This window comes from Mycolicibacter sinensis (assembly GCF_001667945.1).
GTDB classification, from domain to species: domain Bacteria; phylum Actinomycetota; class Actinomycetes; order Mycobacteriales; family Mycobacteriaceae; genus Mycobacterium; species Mycobacterium sinense_B.
Genome location: NZ_LZJK01000012.1, coordinates 1 through 16362, shown reverse-complemented (window position 1 = coordinate 16362; position 16362 = coordinate 1). Strand labels below are relative to the sequence as shown.

Here is a 16362-nt window from a genome sequence, read left to right as displayed (position 1 = left end):
GTCTGTATGGTCGAATAACCGAACAGTAGGCCGACCGCGGCTAGGATGAGGTGTTGTTTTGACGCCTGTGTCCGATGCCGAGGGAATTGATGACCGAAGATGCCCCAAAGGGTTCGAGTCGTGTCGCCCGACGCCGTGATCGCCGCAAGGCGGAGATCGTCCGGACCGCGACCCTGATCCTGGCCGAATCCGGCTATCAGGGAATGAATTTGGATGCCGTCGCAGAACAGACTGATATCGCCAAAGCCACGCTGTATCACTATTTTCCCTCCAAGGAGGTCCTCGTCGGGGCAGCCCTGGAGGCCACCACCCAGGAAGTGCTGGCGCGGTTGAATGCCCGCGAGGAGGAACTAGGGCCGGTGAGCGCCCGGGAGCATCTGGCGGCGCTCATCGACGAGCAGATTCGGATACTCACCGAGACCGCTCCGGAGGTGGCGGCGGTGTTCGCCTGGCCGCGCGGTTGGCCGGCCGCCTTCGACGACGACATGAAGGACATGCGCCGACGCCACGACGCGGTGTTCCGCCGGGTGGTCGAGAAAGGTCTTGCGGCCGGTGAGTTCAATTGCCCCAACATCGATGTCGCCTTGCAGTGCCTGCATGGGATATTGAACCAATCCTCGGTGTGGCTTCGGCCCGGCGCCCGCGCCGAGGACCGAGCCCAGATGCGTGCCGCGATCGTCAACCGCGCGCTGCGGGTGTTCGACTAGCCGAAGTTCGGCGGCCGCTTCTCCCGCAGGGCGGTGTAGCCCTCGATGACGTCGGGGCCCATGAAGGTCAGCATCTCGTAGGCGGCTGATTGGTCGAAGATCGGTCCGGCGTTGCGCAGCCAGTTGTTGAGCGCCCGCTTGGTCAGCCGGATCGCCTGCTGCGCACCGGTGGCCAGCACCTCTGCCACACGCAGGGCCTCGGGTAGCACGTCCTCACGCGCAAGCGCCTTGGCCGCCAGGCCGATTCGCTCGGCTTCGGCCCCGGTGATCATCTCACCGGTGAGCAGGTAGTAGCGCGCCTTGGCCATTCCCGCCAGCAGCGGCCAGATGATCGCGGCGTGGTCACCGGCAGCCACCCCCAACTTGACGTGGCCGTCGCCGATGCGCGCGTCCTCGGCGACGATCGCGACATCGGCGAGCAGGGCGACCACCGCGCCCGCGCCGACGGCGACACCGTTGATAGCCGAGACGATCGGCTTGTCGCAGTTGATCATGTTGTAGACCAGCTCGCTCATCTCGGTGAGCATCGCCGAGACGCGGTCGTAGTCACCGGCCATCCGCTCGACCATGGCGAGGTCTCCGCCGGCACTGAAGGCCTTGCCGGCGCCGGTGATCACCGCGACGCGAACGTCCGGGTCCGCGGCGACATCCCGCCAGATCCGGGCCAACTCGGCGTGCATGCCCTCATCGGCGGCGTTGTACTTCTCCGGCCGATCGATGGTGATGAGAAGGACGCCATTGTCCCGCCGGCTCAGGGTCAGCTGCTCATAGTCGGTGAAGCCCATCAACCGAAACTACGGCTACTCGACCCGCTAAGTCAATATTCGACCCAATGGTTGATTTTCTGCCGAATTGCGCCGATAGTGATGCGATATTCCCACGTCATAGGAGGTTCCCGGTGCGATTCGAGAACAAGACCGTGGTCGTGACCGGCGCGGCCTCGGGGATCGGTCGAGCAATCGCGGTGGCGTTCGGCAGCCGCGGAGCGACCGTCATCGCCGTCGACCGCAACGCGTCGGGGTTGGCCGGCACCGTGGAACGTCTCGGCCCGAGCGCGCACGAATACGTGGTGGACCTCGCGGATCGGGCGGCGATCGTGGCGTTGCGCGACGAGGCGGTGAGCAGCTACGGCCCCCCGGATGTCATCGTCAACGCCGCCGGTTTCGACCGCGTGGAACCGTTCATGTCCAACGACCCGCAGCTATGGGAGGACCTGGTCGCGGTGAACTTTCTCGGCCCGGTACGGCTCACCCACGCGTTCCTGGAACCGATACTGGCGCAAGGGAAGACCGCCAAGATCGTCAACATCGCCAGCGACGCCGGCCGGGTCGGCAGCCTCGGCGAGACGGTCTATGCCGGCACCAAAGGCGGTGTGATCGCCTTTACCAAGTCGCTGGCCCGGGAACTGGCGCGCCATCAGATCAACGTCAACTGCGTGTGCCCCGGCCCCACCGACACCCCCTTGTTCGCCTCCCTTCCGGAGAAGGTGCGCGACGGGCTGATTCGGGCGATCCCGTTTCGTCGGCTCGCGACGCCCGAGCAGATCGCCGATGCCGTGCTGTTCTTCGCCTCCGGTTACGCCGACTACATCACCGGCCAGGTGCTCAGCGTCAGTGGCGGGCTGACCATGGCCGGCTGAACGCCGACCGAAATCTCCGGTCAGCCGCGCCGCGCGAACGCCGGCGCCCGCTCGGGGCGCACCCCGACACCGACCAGGTAGGCCGGAATCGCGGAGAGCCAGGGCAGTTTGGCGACGACGGTACCGAAAGCTGCTGGCGGGCTGAGATTCTGGCCGGCCAAGATCGGATCGAGCGCCCGGTGCAGCAGCCGCTGCCCCGACTGGGTGACCACGGTAGGCGGCACCCGGCGTCGTTGCACAGCGGCCAGGTCCCGCTCGGTGACGTGTCCTTGCCGCAGCGGCTCGGCCAGGATGGTCGCGGCGGCCACCGCGTCCTGCACCGCCAGGTTGATCCCGACACCGCCCACCGGCGACATGGCGTGTGCGGCGTCGCCGATGCACAGCAACCCGTCAATGCTCCAGTGCCGCAGCCGATTCACCCGCACATCCAGATGCTTGACGTCATCGAGCGTGCGCAGCGCGTCCACCGAATCCGCGGCCTCCGGGATGAGTTCGGCGACCTCACGCCGGAAGGCGTCGATGCCGCGCGCCCGCTTGTCGGCGTCGGTGCCCTTACGCCCCAAGTAGGCGACCTGAAAGTAACTGTCGCGCGGGATCATGATTGCGGCGCGGCCCGGCCCGAGCCGGGGCAGCAGGGTGGGCTGGGTCGCGCGGTCGTTGGGCAGCCGAAACCACCACACGTCGAAGTTCACCGGAAACTCGCGGGCACTCAAACCGGCCTCGTGCCGCGCGATCGACCACCGGCCGTCGCAGGCCACCGTGAGCTGGGCGCGAAGTTCGCCCGGGCCGTCGGGGCCCTGATAGCGCACCCCGGCCACCCGGCCGTTCTCGTGCAGCAGGCCGGTGACCTCCGTCTGCATCCGCAGGGTGAATGTCGGTTCGGCTTGGGCGGATTCGGCGAGCAGGTTGAGCAGATCCCACTGCGGCACCATCGCGACGTAAGGGTGCGGCTGGCCCCGCAGCCGGCCGAAGTCGACCACGGTGACGCCGCGCCCGGCCACGTCGAGCCTGACCTGGTGGATCTCGCTGTGCGACAGCTTTGCGAAACGCTCCCACAATCCGAGCTCGTCGAGGAGCCGCAGCGTGGTGGGATGCACGGTGTCACCGCGGAAGTCGCGCAGGAAATCGCCGTGCTTCTCCAGCAGGGTCACCTCGACACCGGCGCGGGCCAGCAGCAGCGCCAGCACCATGCCGGCGGGGCCACCGCCGATGACGGCGCAACCGGTGGACTCGGTCATGGCTCAGTCGCCACCGATGCGGCGCGCGCCCAGCTCGCTCTGCAACAGTTCCAGCGCCGCCTCTTCGGGGTCACGGCGCGGTGCCGGGTCGGAGCGTTCGGCATCCGCCTCGGCGAGCATGGCCTCCTCGTCGGCTCGCCGTTCTGAGTCCGCCACGTCCGCCGCCACCGGTGCGGGCGCGGTGGGCGACGCGGCCTCCGGTGCGGCGGCCCCGACTTCGCAGCGCACCCGCCAGTTCACGCCGAGGGCGTCTTTGAGCGCCTCGACGATGACGTCGGCGTTGCGCTGTTCGGACAGGCGCTTGGCCAGCGGAGCCGACTCGTGGGTGAGCACCAAGGTGTTGCCGTCCACCGCGCGCACGGTTGCGCCGGCCAGCATCACCTCGGTGGTACGGCTGCGCTGACGGACCTTGTCGCGCACCGTCGTCCACATCGCACGCACGGCCGCCGCGTCGGGCTCTGCCGGGGCCGTCGCGGCCGGCTTCGGCGGCGGGGCGGGCTCGGGCTGGGGCTCGGGCTGCGGTTCCGGCGCGGGCGGTGCGACGGGTTCGGGTGCCGGCACCGGGGTGGGTGCCGCCACCGGTTCGGGCGCCGACGCGGGTGTCTGGGAGCGCCGGGTGAACTGCTTGGCAGCCGGTGCGGCCGGCGCGGCGGGTGCGACGCCGGCCGCCGGGGGCGCTGAGCCTGCCGGGATCGACATGTCCAGCCGGCTCTCGATGCGCTCGATCCGTTGCAGCAGCGCGGCTTCGGTGTCGGCGGCCGACGGCAGCAGCAGCCGGGCGCACACCACCTCCAACAGCAGCCGCGGGGCCGTCGCGCCACGCATCTCACCGAGGCCGGCGTGCACCACCTCGGCGTAGCGGGCCAGGGTGGCCGAGCCGAGGCGGGCGGCCTGCTCCTGCATCCGTTCCAGGATGTCTTCGGGCGCATCGACGACGCCCTTGGCCACCGCGTCGGGGACCGCCTGCAGCACGATCAGGTCGCGGAACCGTTCCAGCAGGTCGATGGCGAACCGGCGCGGGTCGTGGCCGGCATCAACGACCGCCTCCACCGCCCCGAACAGCGACGCGGCATCCCCGGCGGCCAGCGCGTCGACCGCGTCGTCGATCAGGGCGACGTCGGTGGCGCCCAACAGGCCCAGCGCCCGCTGGTAATGCACGTGGTCGGTTCCGGCCTCGTCGGGTTCCGAGCCGGCCAGCAGCTGATCGAGCACCGAGAGGGTGTCGCGGGGCGAACCGCCGCCGGCGCGGATCACCAGCGGGTACACCGCGTCGTCGACGACGACGTGCTCCTGCTCGCAGATCCGCCCGATCAGCTCGCGCATGGTCCGCGGCGCCAGCAGCCGGAACGGATAGTGGTGGGTGCGCGACCGGATGGTCGGCAGCACCTTCTCGGGTTCGGTGGTGGCGAACACGAAGATCAGGTGATCCGGTGGCTCCTCGACGATCTTGAGCAGCGCGTTGAAGCCCGCAGTGGTCACCATGTGCGCTTCGTCGATGATGAAGATCCGGTAGCGCGACTGGGCCGGGGCGTAGAAGGCCCTGTCCCGCAGGTCCCGGGTGTCGTCGACGCCGCCGTGGCTGGCGGCGTCGAGTTCGACGACATCGATGCTGCCCGGCCCGTTGGGGGCCAACGCCACGCACGAGTCGCACGTGCCGCAGGGGGTCGGAGTGGGGCCGTTGGCACAGTTCAGCGAGCGGGCCAGGATGCGCGCCGACGACGTCTTGCCGCAGCCACGCGGCCCGGAGAACAGGTAGGCGTGGTTGATCCGGCCCGCCGACAACGCGGTGCACAGCGGTTCGGTGACGTGCTCCTGCCCCACCACTTCGGCGAACGTTGCCGGCCGGTATTTGCGGTAGAGCGCCACGCCAGCAGGGTACTTGCTCGGCCCGACGACGGTGCTCACACCTTCGGTCGCAGATAGCCCAAGGTGTTGTAGGCGGGGTTGAAGTCGCGCCAGTTCAGGGTCACGAACAACCGGCCGCCGGAGTTCTGGTCGGCGGTCTCATACCCAAACGGCCCGACGCCACCGCGCACTGCCGTGACCACCGCGGCGTGCCCATGTTCGCTGACGAACCCGCCGGGGCCGTAGACGACGACGTCGCCGACGTGCGGCTCGTTCGCCCCGCCGGCGAACGGGACCTGCTCAAAGAATCGGTCCAGGCCGTTGGTGGGGAAATGTTCGTAGAGATCGAAGGCGTTGCCGCTGGGGTCGGTGTTGCGCCATGGGTAACCCAGCGCCTCGATGTAGTGCTGGATAAGCGGATAACACTGGCCGTCGCCGTAGACCACGGGGTGGCCCAGCGCGGCATCGGCGGCGGCGCGCCGGAAGACGTCGAGTTCGTCGGTGATCTTGGCCGGCAGTACCTCGGCCTGGACCGGCGGATCCGCCCGGCTCACCGGGTAGGTCGCGGGAACCGGGCCCAGCCCGACGAGGGCGAGTGCCACCGCGCCACCACCCAGGACACTGACCTTGATCGCCATTCCCGGGCCTCCCCCAGCGTGTCAACGGACGCAGTGCCGCACCGGCCGAATTTTATTCGGCAACCGGCCCGGTGACCGGCGAATCCGGTTCCACGTCAGGCCAGCATCGACTCGGCGGCGGCCAGCAGCGCGCAGGTGGCCAGGCCGTCGACGGCGTTGCGCAGGTCGTCCAGCGACGGGAACGACGGGGCGATCCGGATGTTTTTGTCGTCGGGGTCCTTGCGGTACGGGAACGACGCGCCGGCCTCGGTGACCGCGATGCCGGCGTCCTTGGCCAGCGCGACGGTGCGCCGCGCGGTGCCGGGCAGCACGTCGAGGCTGATGAAGTACCCGCCCTTGGGGTCGGTCCACGACGCGATCTTGGCGTCGCCCAGCCGGTCTTCGAGGATCTCGGCGGCCAGCTCGAACTTCGGCGCCAGGATCTGCTGGTGGCGGCGCATGTGCCGCCGCACCCCGTCGGCGTCACCGAAGAACCGCAGGTGGCGTAGCTGATTGACCTTGTCCGGGCCGATCGAGCGCTTGCCGGCGTACTGCAGGTACCAGGCGATGTTGCCCAGCGAGCCGCCGAAGAAGCTGACCCCGGCACCGGCGAAGGTGATCTTGGAGGTGGAGGCGAATACGTACGGCCGGTTCGGGTTTCCGGCGGCGGCGGCCAGCCCGAGTACATCGATCTGGTGGGGGAACTCGGTGGTCAGGGTGTGCACCGCGTAGGCGTTGTCCCAGAACAGCCGGAAGTCGGGCGCGGCGGTCTGCATCTGCACCAACCGGCGCACCGTCTCCCAGGAGTAGGTGATGCCGGTCGGGTTGCCGAACACCGGCACCGTCCACATGCCCTTGATCGCCGGATCGGCGGCGACGAGTTCCTCGATCAGGTCGACGTCCGGGCCGTCTTCGAGCATCGGGACGGAGACCATCTCGATGCCCATGGTCTCGGTGATCGCGAAGTGCCGGTCATAGCCGGGCACCGGGCACAAGAACTTGACGACCGGCTCCTGGCTCCAGGGGCGCGGCGAGTCCACGCCGCCGTGCACCATCGAGTAGACGACGACGTCGTGCATGAATTCCAGGCTGGCGTTGTTGCCGGCGATCAGGTTGGGCACCGCGATGCCGAGCAGCTCACCGAAGATGGCCCGCAACTCGGGCAAGCCGTGCAGGCCGCCGTAGTTGCGGGTGTCGGTGCCGTCGTCGTCGCGGTAGTCGTCCGGGCCGGGCAGCGCCAGCAGGCCGTTGGCCAGGTCGAGCTGCTCGGGAGCCGGCTTGCCGCGGGTGAGGTCCAGGGTCAGCTTCTTGGCCTGCAGTTCGGCGTAATCGCGCTGGTAGCGCTCGTGTTGAGCGGCCAAGTCGGCACGGTTGAGATTCTGCAACGACACGATGTCCCTTTCCAGGTCCCTTTCGAGCGCGGATCACCCGGCGAAGGCCCGACACATAAGGGGACCCCGCGCACCCGCCAGAGCCCATTGACCCTTGCTGCCTTCCGGCCCTGGGGGAGTTCACAGGATAGACGCCGCGCGGGGTCCGAGTGACAAGTCTAGCGGTGGTCACCAGCGCGGCGAAGCCGGGCGCAGCGGGCCACCGCCATAAGCACGGTGGTCACCAGCGCGGCGAAGCCGGGCGGGATGCGGCGTGCGCGGACGCCGGGGGGTCTCCGCTACCATTGCCGACGGAGGATTCGCCTAGTGGCCTATGGCGCTCGCCTGGAACGCGGGTTGGGTTAATAGCCCTCGCGGGTTCAAATCCCGCATCCTCCGCACCCGATGCAGGTGCGACCGGACCGCAACATCTCGGTCCGGTCGCACCTGAATCACTACTGATGAGCAGGGAGGTGGCGTGAGTCGCACCGTCGCCACGGTTTGGCACGCGTCGCTCTCGACTCTCGCCGCCATCTTGTACTTCTTGTTCGTCCTGCCCCGATGGTGGGAGCTGACCGGCTTCACCCCGCACGTGTTGGGCACCGTGCTGCGGATCGTCCTCGGGGTGCTGGTGGCGGTGACCGCGTTGCCGGTGGTGGCCACATTGAAGCGCACCCGCAAGCCGGAGTACGGGACCCCGCAGCTGGCGCTGACGTTGCTGACCGGCTCGATCGTGGCCCACGTGGTGGCCGGAACGCTGATCGCAGGCACCGCGATCAGCGAGATCTGGCTGTCGCTGGACAGCGCCGGGATGTGGTTGTTCGGCATTTACGGCGCGGCCGCCGCGATCGCGCTACTGGGCATCGGCGCGTTCTACCTGTCCTTCGTCGCCGAGATGCCGCCGCCTCCGCCCAAACCGATCAAGCCGAAGACGGAGAAGCAGCCGAAACGCCGGCTCCGGCGTGGGAAGAAGCCGGTCACCGCCGAGGAGACCGAAGAATCCGAGGGCGCGGACGGCGACGAGGACAGCGAAGCCGGCGCGGACGAGGACAGCGGCGACTCGGCTGGCGACGAGGCCGCGGCGGACGCGGGCGACGAGACCACCGAAACCGCGACCGAGACTGATGCCGGGGAGATCCTCGAGTCGGCGGGCGAGGAAGCCTCGGAGCTGGCGCCGACCGGCGGCCGGGACAAGCTGCGCCCCTCGGGTAAGCGCCGGGCGAAGAAGAGCAAGTAGGTCCAGGCCGGTCGGGCTAACCTTTGGGCTATGTCCGAGAATCCCGGCGGTTCAGCGAGGCTCGACGGAGGAGAGGCGAAGCTGGAACCGCCGCAGAATCTCGGTGCTTTCGCTGACGCGGCACGGGCGCGGGAAACCGAGCTGGTCAACCGGTTGACGGCGTCGGTGGCCGCCGACAAGGAGTTCCAGGCGATCCTGCGCGAAGCCGTGCACAACAACTCGACGTCGCGGCAACGCCTCGATGCCATGGAGTTCGAGATCCGGCAGGCCGCAAGTACCTGGCCGGGTCTGGACACCCCCACCGGATCTCGCCAGTTCCAGCGGTTTCTCAACGGTAAGACCCGTGAGATCCACAAGATCGTCGCTGACGCCGCCGCGGACAGCGAGCACAAGGCGAGCCTGGTGCGCACGCTGACCAACCGTTACCAGCTCGGCGGTGAGGACGGCCAGGAACCGCAGGTCCGGTTGGTGAACGACGAGATACCGGCCGATACCCCGCCGCCGCACGATCCCACCATCGACGGGCGCGGCACCGAACCGGTGCCGGAGAACCAGGACGGCTCGCCCTACGACCTGGGCGCCACCATCCCGGGTACCGGAATCCTCATCACCGGCGACCCGGAAACCGGGCACCCGCGGCTGCACATGCCCGGGCAACCCGACATCGACAACCCGTTCCCGGTCGACGAGGGATTCCGGCCGCTGCCCACCGGTACGGCAGTCGGCCCCAACGGTGAGCAGTACGCCTTCTACAGCGTGCGCCCCTACGGGCTCGGCACGTCGCCGGACAACTTCATCGCCCCGGAGTCACGGGTACAGAACCTGGCCGACCCGGCCGTGGATCTGGGTCCGCTGATGGGCACCACCTTGGACTCGGACACCAAAGTGGGCATCTCGCAGGCCAGCGGGTTCTACGACGCGGCATCGGGACGAATGATCATCGTCGGCAACATCGGTCAGGACGGTCCACGCGCGATGTGGCAATCCGCGCCGGTCCGCCCCGGCGACCCGCCCAACGCCTGGATGAACAATCTTCAGCAGGTCGGCACGTTCAACAACCTGGGTGCAGGCGACCGGGAGAATCAGGTCGTGGCGCTGCCGCAGGGCGGGTATCTGTTGACCAGCGCCAGCAACGACGGCCAGGTGGTCGGCGTGACCGCCGGCAGCCCGCAGGGGCTGCTGCAGGCACCGCCGCACGACATCACCGGCCCGGGGCTCATTCCCAGCCCGGGCAATCTGCCGGCCGTTCCCTATGGCCCGAGCATCGTCGATATCCAGACCCTTCCCAACGGCCAGGAGCAGGTCACCATGCGGGTCAGCACCTGGCCGACCCCGGAGGGCTGGCCGGTCGGGCCGGATGCTCCGCCGCCGCCGTATCACCCGCGGACCTACACGACGACGTTCAATATCAACCCGTAGCAGGACGGCTAGAACGCGGTACTGCCCGCCGGCCGCAGCACGAAGCCGTGCTGCCCTAGGGAGGTGTCCAGGCAGGCGACGAGTTGGTCGGCGCCCACCGCACAGGTCACGTTGCCGTACGAGACCTTCTGTCCGACGCCCAGGAACGCGCCGCCTGTGAACTGGCGACCGCAGCTCGTCGACTCGCGGTTCAAGCGCAGGCCGGCCGCGCCCTGGGAGCGCACGGTGCCGATCACACATCCGCCGGGCACCGGGGCGCCCGAACTCAGCGGTGCGGTGGCCATGCCCGGCATGTCGCCGTCGCACATGATCGCCTGCGACGACCCGGCCGGCGGTTCGATGGCGTCGAATTGGCAGGCGATGTTATAGGGGGTGGTGAAGTTCACCCAGCGTCCGGGCCCCTTCGGGCCGGTGGTGATGTAGTCGTCCACTGGGACCGCGGTGAAGTCGTCCAGATCCGGAAAGCCCGCGGGTTGGGCCTGTGCCGGTGATCCCTGCCCGGCGATGAGCAGCCCAGCCGCCATGCCGGCGACGGCCAGCGCCTGCGTGACTCGACGGATCGGCATCGGCGTGGTTACGGCTTGGGCGCCCAGTCCCACACCGACATGTCGTCGCGCGGGTACTGGCTGCAGGCTTCGGTCGATTTGGCGACGACACCCTTGTTGTTGAAGAAGATCTTGGCGTGGTTGGGCCAGGACACGGTCAGCGGGTCGGCGAAGTTGGTCGCCAGCTCCTCGGAGTAGGCCCGGCGCTGCTCGGGGCTGAGCGAGAAGAACCAGTGCATCTTGTCGATGGTGGCCTGCTGCACCTGCACCGGCTTGTTGTGCATGTCGATCATGTAGCGCTCGTAGTAGACCGGCGACAGGTCGCGGCTGGCGGCCAGCATCTGCTCGGCGCTGCAGTCGGTGCGGATCACCCGCCGCGGGATCGGGAAGTCATCGGTGGCGTCGGCGGATGCGGTGGCGGGGAACAGTGCGGCGGCGATACCGGCGACCAGACCGGTGACGCCGGCCAGAACGGCCCCGCGCAGAATCGGGCGGTGCGTACGCATGGAATCCACTGTAGCCATTACCCCGTTCTTTCCCTATATCGGTTTTTGCGACGATCCCCGCTGGTGAGACCGTTGAGCCGGATGAGACGGGTGTAACGGCAAATGGCTGCCCAGCCCTCCGAACTCGATACGCAATGCTACATAACTTTAGCCGAGCTACCTAATTATTCTTCGTCCCTGATGCCATGGGCTCGCTCACAGCCGGCCCCGGTTGTCCCCGGCGGTTGCCCTCAGGACTGCGGGCGGGACAGTTCCTCGGTCTGATCGGCGTCGGAGCCGCGGGCGGCGGCTTCCCGGTGCCGGGCGGCTTTGCCGCCGACGTGCGGCAGCACGTTGATCGGCCACCAGAACCAGCGGCCCATCAGTGCGGCGATCGACGGCGTCATGAACGCCCGCACGATCAAGGTGTCGAACAGCAGCCCCAGGCCGATGGTGGTGCCGATCTGGCCGATGATGCGCAGGTCGCTGACGGCCATCGAGGCCATCGTGAAGGCGAACACCAGCCCGGCGGCCGTCACCACCTTTCCGGTGCCGCCCATCGCCCGGATGATGCCGGTATGCAGCCCGGCATGGATCTCCTCTTTGAATCGGGAGACCAGCATCAGGTTGTAGTCCGACCCCACCGCCAGTAGGACGATCACCGACATCACCATGACCAGCCAGTGCAGTTGCATGCCGATCAGGTACTGCCAGACCAGCACCGACAGCCCGAATGACGCTCCCAGAGACAACGCGACGGTGCCGACGATCACCAACGCGGCGACCAGCGCCCGGGTGATGATCAGCATGATGACGAAAATCAGGCACAGCGAGGCGATTCCGGCGATCAGCAGGTCGTAGTAGGAGCCGTCGTGCATGTCCTTGAACAGCGCCGCGGTCCCGCCGAGATAGATCTTGGCGTCCTCCAGCGGCGTTCCCTTGAGCGCCTCCTCGGCCGCGGTCCGGATCTGGTCGATGCGCGCAATGCCTTCTGCGGTAGCGGGATTACCCCGGTGCGAGATGATCATCCGGACGGCCTTGCCATCGGGAGACAAGAACATCTTCATCGCCCGCTTGAAGTCCGGGTTCTCGAACACCTCCGGCGGCAGGTAGAAGGAGTCGTCGTTCTTGGACTCATCGAACGCCTTGCCCATCGCGGTGGCGTTGTCGCCCATCTCGTCCATCTGGGCGAAGATCCCCGACATGGTGCTGTGCATCGTCAGCATCATCGTCTGCATGGTCTGCATGGTGTCGATCATCGGCGGGAACGTGGTCAGCATCTGCGGCATCAGCTTGTCCATGTCACCGAGGTGCGCGACCATCTTGTCCATGCTCTCGCTCATCTCATCGACACTGTCGACCATGTCGAAGGCAGAGCGCAGCGAGAAGCAGATCGGGATGTCGTAGCAGTGCGGTTCCCAGTAGAAGTAGTTGCGGATCGGCCGCCAGAAATCCTCGAAATCGGCGATGTGGTCCCGGATGTCGTAGATCTGGCCCTGGAGGAAATCCATGTCGACCACCATCGCGTGGGTGGTGTTGGCCAATTGGCTCATGTAGCCGAGCATCTGGCGCATGGTGGCGATGGTCTCCCCCATCGCGTCGGCCTGGGTGAGCATGTCGTCCATGCGCTTCTTCTGGAACTGCATGGTCTGCATCTGGCCGGCGTTCTGCATGCTGATCTGGAACGGGATCGAGGTGTGTTCCAGCGGCGTGCCCTGCGGGCGGGTGATCGCCTGCACCCGGGAGATACCGACGACCTTGAACACCGCCTTGGCCAGTTTGTCGATGACCAGGAAGTCCGACGGGTTGCGCAGGTCGTGATCGGCTTCGATCATCAGCACCTCCGGCATCATCCGGGACTGCGAGAAGTGCCGATCGGCGGCGTTGAAGCCCTCGTTGGCCGGAATGTCGGAGGGAATGTACTTGCGGTCGTCGTAGGCCGGCTGGTAGCCGGGCAGCGCCAGCAGGCCGACGGCCGCAATGGCCAGTGAGGCAACCAGAATCGGCCCCGGCCACCGGACGATCGCTGTCGCCAGCTGCCGCCAGCCCCGGGTACTCATCTGCCGCTTGGGCTCGAACAGGCCGAACCGGCTGCCGACGGTGATGATCGCCGGGCCCAGCGTCAACGCCGCCAGCACCGAGATGACCATGCCCACCGCGCACGGGATGCCCAGCGAGACGAAGTAGGGCATGTGGGTGAAGTGCAGACAGAACACCGCCCCGGCAATGGTGAGCCCCGAGCCGAGGATGACGTGCGAGACGCCGTTGAAAGCCGTGTAGTAGGCCGCTTCCGGGTCCTCGCCGTTGTGCCGGGCCTCGTGGTAGCGGCCGATCAGAAAGATCGCGTAGTCGGTGCCGGCGGCGATCGCCAACGAGACCAGCAGGTTGACCGAGAACGTGGTCAATCCGACCCAGTGGTGATGGCCCAGGAAGGCCACCACCCCGCGCGCGGCCGACAGCTCCAAGCCGACCATGGCCAGGAGTAGCACCACGGTGGTGACCGACCGATAGACCGCCAGCAGCATGGTCAGGATCACCAGAATGGTGACGGCCATCATCTTCAGCATCGACTTGTCGCCGGCGTGGTTCATGTCGTTGGCCAGTGCCGCGGTGCCGGTGACATAGACCGTCAGCCCGGGCGGCTTCTGAAGCGAGTCCACGATGTTGCGGACCGACTCGACGGAGTCGTTGGCCGCCGCCTGCCCGATATTGCCGACGAGGTTGAGCTGCACGTAAGTTGCTTTGCCGTCGGCACTTTGGGCGCCGACCGCCGTCATCGGGTCACCCCAGAAGTCCTGCACGTGCTGAACGTGCGCGGTATCGGCTTCGAGCCGCTTGACCATTTCGGCGTAGTACTCGTGCTCGGCGTCGCCGAGTTCGTGGTCGGCCTCCAGCACGATCATCGCGGTGCTGTCGGAGTCCGACTCCTGAAAGACCTTGCCCATCTCGGTCATGGCCTGCATGGACGGCGCGGTCGTCGGACTCGCCGACACGGCGTTCTCTTTGCCGATCTGTTCCAGCGACGGCACTGTGACGCTGAGCAGCACGATCAGCGCCAGCCAGCCGAGGATGATCGGCACCGAGAGCCGACGGATGGTGCGCGCGACGAATGTCCGCTGTGGAGGTCCGCCCGCGTTACCGGTTATGGGCGGACTCATGCCGCCTTCAGCAGACAGAAGGTGTAGGCGTTGACCTCATTGGAGATGCGTTCGGCCTTCACCTCCCCATCCACGGTGATCCGGCAGCCGATGCTGTTGCTATCGCCTTGCGCCATAATGCTTCCCACCACGGCCGGCAACGTGGTGACGATTTCGAGCCGCCACGGCAGGTGGGCGTCGGAGACGCGTTGCGGTTCGGAGTTGACATCGAAGTAGCTGATGTCGGCGACAGTGCCTGGGGGGCCGAAGATCTCGTAGGTCAACCGCTTGGGGTTGAACGGCTTGGTCTCGTCGATCTGGCCGTCGGCGTAGGTCGGACGTTTCTCGGATCCGAACAGGCCGTGGATGCGCGTCACCGTGAACCCGGCGACACCGACGACCGCCAGAATCACCAGGGGTATCCACACCCGGCTCAGCACCTTGAAAATCGGAGTCCCCTTCACCTAGCACCTTTGGGTACCCTAACCCAAGCCAACGTGCGTAAACGCACGCTACAGCACGCTCCGGAGCTGTCGCAACGCACATCGTGTGCGTTATCCTCGCGCCGTGCGGCAGGTCTCATTCCAACGCGCTCGCAGCGAAGAAAAGAAGCGTCAGCGGGCCGAAGCCCTGGTCGAGGCCGCGCGTTCGGTGGCACTTGAGGCCGGTGTCGCGTCGGTGACGCTGACCGCGGTGGCCGCGCGGGCCGGGGTGCACTACTCGGCCGTGCGCCGCTACTTCAGCTCCTATAAAGAGGTACTGCTGCGCCTGGCGGCCGAGAGCTGGCAACGCTGGTCGGAGTCGGTCTGCGCCGAATTGGACCAGCCCGGCCCGATGTCGCCGGATCGGGTGGTCGAGACCCTGGTCAGTGGGCTCGCCGCCGACCCGCTCTTCTGTGATCTGCTGTCGAATCTGCACCTGCACCTGGAACATGAGGTGGACGCCGAGCGGGTGATCGAGGTGCGGCGGGTCAGTGCCGCCGCGGTGATGGCCAGTGCCGGCGCCCTCGAACGGGCGCTGCCCGGGCTGGGGCCACGGGGGGCGCTGGACCTGCTCTTGGCGGCCTATTCGCTGGGCTCGGTGCTGTGGCAGATCGCCCATCCACCGCAGACGCTGACCGACGCCTACGCGCACGAGCCGGAACTGGCGCCGGGATGGAATCTGGACTTCACCACCGCGCTGACCCGGCTGCTCACCGCGACGTGTGTGGGGCTGCTGGAGCAGTCAGCCTGACTTCTCCCGGCTGGGCTGCACCCGCTTGGGCTCGCCGGGCATCTTCGGATAGTTCGGCGGATACGGCAGGTCGCCGAGACCGCGGGCCTCGTCGGCGGCGACCATCTCCAGCAGCGGCTCGAGGGATTGTTCGAGATCGTCGATGGTGCGCCACGGGTCGCCGCGCCGGGCGACGAGGCCGGGCACGGTGGCGATGGTGTAGTCGTCGGGGTCGGCATCAACGAGTTCGTCCCAGCTCAACGGGGTGGAGACGGTGGCGATCGGGGTGGCCCGCACCGAGTAGGCCGACGCCATGGTGCGATCGCGGGCGTTCTGGTTGAAGTCGACGAAGATCCGCCTGCCGCGCTCTTCCTTCCACCAGGAGCAGGTGGCCAGTTTCGGTGCGCGCCGCTCGATCTCGCGGGCCAGCGCGATCCCGGCCCGGCGGACCTCGATGAAGTCCCAGTCGGTCTTGATCCGCAGGTAGATGTGCACCCCGCGGCCCCCGGAGGTCTTGACGTAGCCGACGAGCCCGAGCTCGTCGAGCAGCGGACGCACCACCTCCAGGGCGACGGCGCGGGCCTCCGCGAAGCCGGTGCCCGGCTGCGGGTCCAGGTCGATGCGCAGTTCGTCGGGGTGGTCGGTGTCGGGGCAGCGCACCGGCCAGGGATGGAAGGTGACGGTGCTCATCTGCACTGCCCACAGGATGTCGGCGGGCCGGGTGACCTTGAGCGCGTCGGCGGTGCGGCCGGACGGGAACGTCACCCGGCAGGACGCCAGATCGTCGGGATGCCCACGCGGCAGCCGCTTCTGGTAGACCTCGGCACCTTCGATGCCGTCCGGTTCACCAGCGGCGACAAGGTGTACTTTCCCCGGCTCGGCGCGGCCGGCACCAAGCGAGCGCTGGCCGA

Annotated in this window: 15 protein-coding genes, 1 tRNA gene and 1 other RNA gene; 6 read left to right on the top strand and 11 right to left on the bottom strand. The window is 67.7% G+C overall.

What is annotated here, in order from left to right; translation table 11 throughout:
• Window positions 1–89 precede the first annotated feature (89 nt).
• Window positions 90–707, top strand: a complete 618-nt coding sequence (locus A5694_RS00625) for a TetR/AcrR family transcriptional regulator (RefSeq protein WP_082952442.1) — start codon at window positions 90–92, stop codon at window positions 705–707.
• On the opposite strand, the gene A5694_RS00620 is transcribed toward A5694_RS00625, so the two are convergent.
• The gene (locus tag A5694_RS00620) at window positions 704–1492 is read right to left on the bottom strand and encodes an enoyl-CoA hydratase/isomerase family protein (protein ID WP_064919921.1); all 789 of its coding nucleotides are present in this window, start codon (window positions 1490–1492) and stop codon (window positions 704–706) included. The two genes, A5694_RS00625 and A5694_RS00620, sit on opposite strands and share 4 nt — an antisense overlap.
• 113 nt (window positions 1493–1605) lie before the next feature.
• On the opposite strand from A5694_RS00620, the gene A5694_RS00615 reads away from it, so the two are divergent.
• Entirely contained in the window at window positions 1606–2346 is a 741-nt protein-coding gene (locus tag A5694_RS00615) for an SDR family NAD(P)-dependent oxidoreductase (protein ID WP_064919920.1), read from the top strand.
• Between the two features lie 20 nt (window positions 2347–2366).
• On the opposite strand, the gene A5694_RS00610 is transcribed toward A5694_RS00615, so the two are convergent.
• From A5694_RS00610 to ffs, 5 genes are all read right to left on the bottom strand, one after another.
• A complete protein-coding gene (locus A5694_RS00610) occupies window positions 2367–3584 on the bottom strand; it encodes an FAD-dependent oxidoreductase (protein ID WP_082952440.1) in 1218 nt (405 codons plus the stop codon).
• 3 nt (window positions 3585–3587) lie between these two features.
• Window positions 3588–5450, bottom strand: a complete 1863-nt coding sequence (locus A5694_RS00605) for a DNA polymerase III subunits gamma/tau (protein ID WP_064919939.1) — start codon at window positions 5448–5450, stop codon at window positions 3588–3590.
• 35 nt (window positions 5451–5485) lie between these two features.
• Window positions 5486–6067: a CHAP domain-containing protein gene (locus tag A5694_RS00600; RefSeq protein ID WP_064919919.1), complete on the bottom strand. Its 582-nt coding sequence runs from the start codon at window positions 6065–6067 to the stop codon at window positions 5486–5488.
• A 95-nt stretch (window positions 6068–6162) separates the two neighbouring features.
• Window positions 6163–7440: an aminotransferase class I/II-fold pyridoxal phosphate-dependent enzyme gene (locus A5694_RS00595; protein WP_064919918.1), complete on the bottom strand. Its 1278-nt coding sequence runs from the start codon at window positions 7438–7440 to the stop codon at window positions 6163–6165.
• Between the two features lie 52 nt (window positions 7441–7492).
• Window positions 7493–7587: signal recognition particle sRNA small type (gene ffs, locus A5694_RS00590), an RNA gene on the bottom strand.
• 142 nt (window positions 7588–7729) lie between these two features.
• Between ffs and A5694_RS00585 the strand changes: the two genes are divergently transcribed.
• The 3 genes from A5694_RS00585 to A5694_RS00575 all read left to right on the top strand — a co-directional run bounded on the left by A5694_RS00585 (window position 7730) and on the right by A5694_RS00575 (window position 10072).
• Window positions 7730–7815: transfer RNA gene (locus tag A5694_RS00585), tRNA-Ser, on the top strand.
• Between the two features lie 79 nt (window positions 7816–7894).
• Complete coding sequence (locus tag A5694_RS00580; RefSeq protein ID WP_064919917.1) at window positions 7895–8653, top strand: hypothetical protein; 759 nt, start codon at window positions 7895–7897, stop codon at window positions 8651–8653.
• Window positions 8654–8683: 30 nt separating this feature from the next.
• Window positions 8684–10072, top strand: coding sequence for a DUF4226 domain-containing protein (locus A5694_RS00575; protein WP_064919916.1), 1389 nt, complete (start codon window positions 8684–8686; stop codon window positions 10070–10072).
• Between the two features lie 8 nt (window positions 10073–10080).
• Here the strand turns inward: A5694_RS00575 and A5694_RS00570 are convergent, their stop codons facing one another.
• From A5694_RS00570 to A5694_RS00555, 4 genes are all read right to left on the bottom strand, one after another.
• Entirely contained in the window at window positions 10081–10638 is a 558-nt protein-coding gene (locus tag A5694_RS00570; RefSeq protein WP_082952439.1) for a hypothetical protein, read from the bottom strand.
• Window positions 10639–10646: 8 nt separating this feature from the next.
• Window positions 10647–11123 (bottom strand): DUF5078 domain-containing protein, encoded by a 477-nt coding sequence (locus A5694_RS00565; protein ID WP_064919937.1) that lies wholly within the window; start codon window positions 11121–11123, stop codon window positions 10647–10649.
• Between the two features lie 230 nt (window positions 11124–11353).
• Window positions 11354–14260: an RND family transporter gene (locus tag A5694_RS00560; protein ID WP_207515888.1), complete on the bottom strand. Its 2907-nt coding sequence runs from the start codon at window positions 14258–14260 to the stop codon at window positions 11354–11356.
• Window positions 14257–14679, bottom strand: a complete 423-nt coding sequence (locus tag A5694_RS00555; protein ID WP_064919936.1) for an MmpS family protein — start codon at window positions 14677–14679, stop codon at window positions 14257–14259. The genes A5694_RS00560 and A5694_RS00555 overlap by 4 nt, the downstream gene beginning before the upstream one ends.
• A 109-nt stretch (window positions 14680–14788) precedes the next feature.
• On the opposite strand from A5694_RS00555, the gene A5694_RS00550 reads away from it, so the two are divergent.
• Window positions 14789–15472, top strand: coding sequence for a TetR family transcriptional regulator (locus A5694_RS00550; RefSeq protein WP_109535544.1), 684 nt, complete (start codon window positions 14789–14791; stop codon window positions 15470–15472).
• On the opposite strand, the gene A5694_RS00545 is transcribed toward A5694_RS00550, so the two are convergent.
• The coding region (locus A5694_RS00545; RefSeq protein WP_234787888.1) for a DNA polymerase domain-containing protein at window positions 15464–16362 on the bottom strand (899 nt) is incomplete at its 5' end. The two genes, A5694_RS00550 and A5694_RS00545, sit on opposite strands and share 9 nt — an antisense overlap.

Coding starts and splice junctions, on each gene's coding strand:
- A5694_RS00625 (WP_082952442.1), top strand. CDS start 90: ATGACCGAAGATGCCCCAAAGGGTTCGAGTCGTGTCGCCCGACGCCGT.
- A5694_RS00620 (WP_064919921.1), bottom strand. CDS start 1,492: ATGGGCTTCACCGACTATGAGCAGCTGACCCTGAGCCGGCGGGACAAT.
- A5694_RS00610 (WP_082952440.1), bottom strand. CDS start 3,584: ATGACCGAGTCCACCGGTTGCGCCGTCATCGGCGGTGGCCCCGCCGGC.
- A5694_RS00600 (WP_064919919.1), bottom strand. CDS start 6,067: ATGGCGATCAAGGTCAGTGTCCTGGGTGGTGGCGCGGTGGCACTCGCC.
- A5694_RS00575 (WP_064919916.1), top strand. CDS start 8,684: ATGTCCGAGAATCCCGGCGGTTCAGCGAGGCTCGACGGAGGAGAGGCG.
- A5694_RS00570 (WP_082952439.1), bottom strand. CDS start 10,638: ATGCCGATCCGTCGAGTCACGCAGGCGCTGGCCGTCGCCGGCATGGCG.
- A5694_RS00565 (WP_064919937.1), bottom strand. CDS start 11,123: ATGCGTACGCACCGCCCGATTCTGCGCGGGGCCGTTCTGGCCGGCGTC.
- A5694_RS00560 (WP_207515888.1), bottom strand. CDS start 14,260: ATGAGTCCGCCCATAACCGGTAACGCGGGCGGACCTCCACAGCGGACA.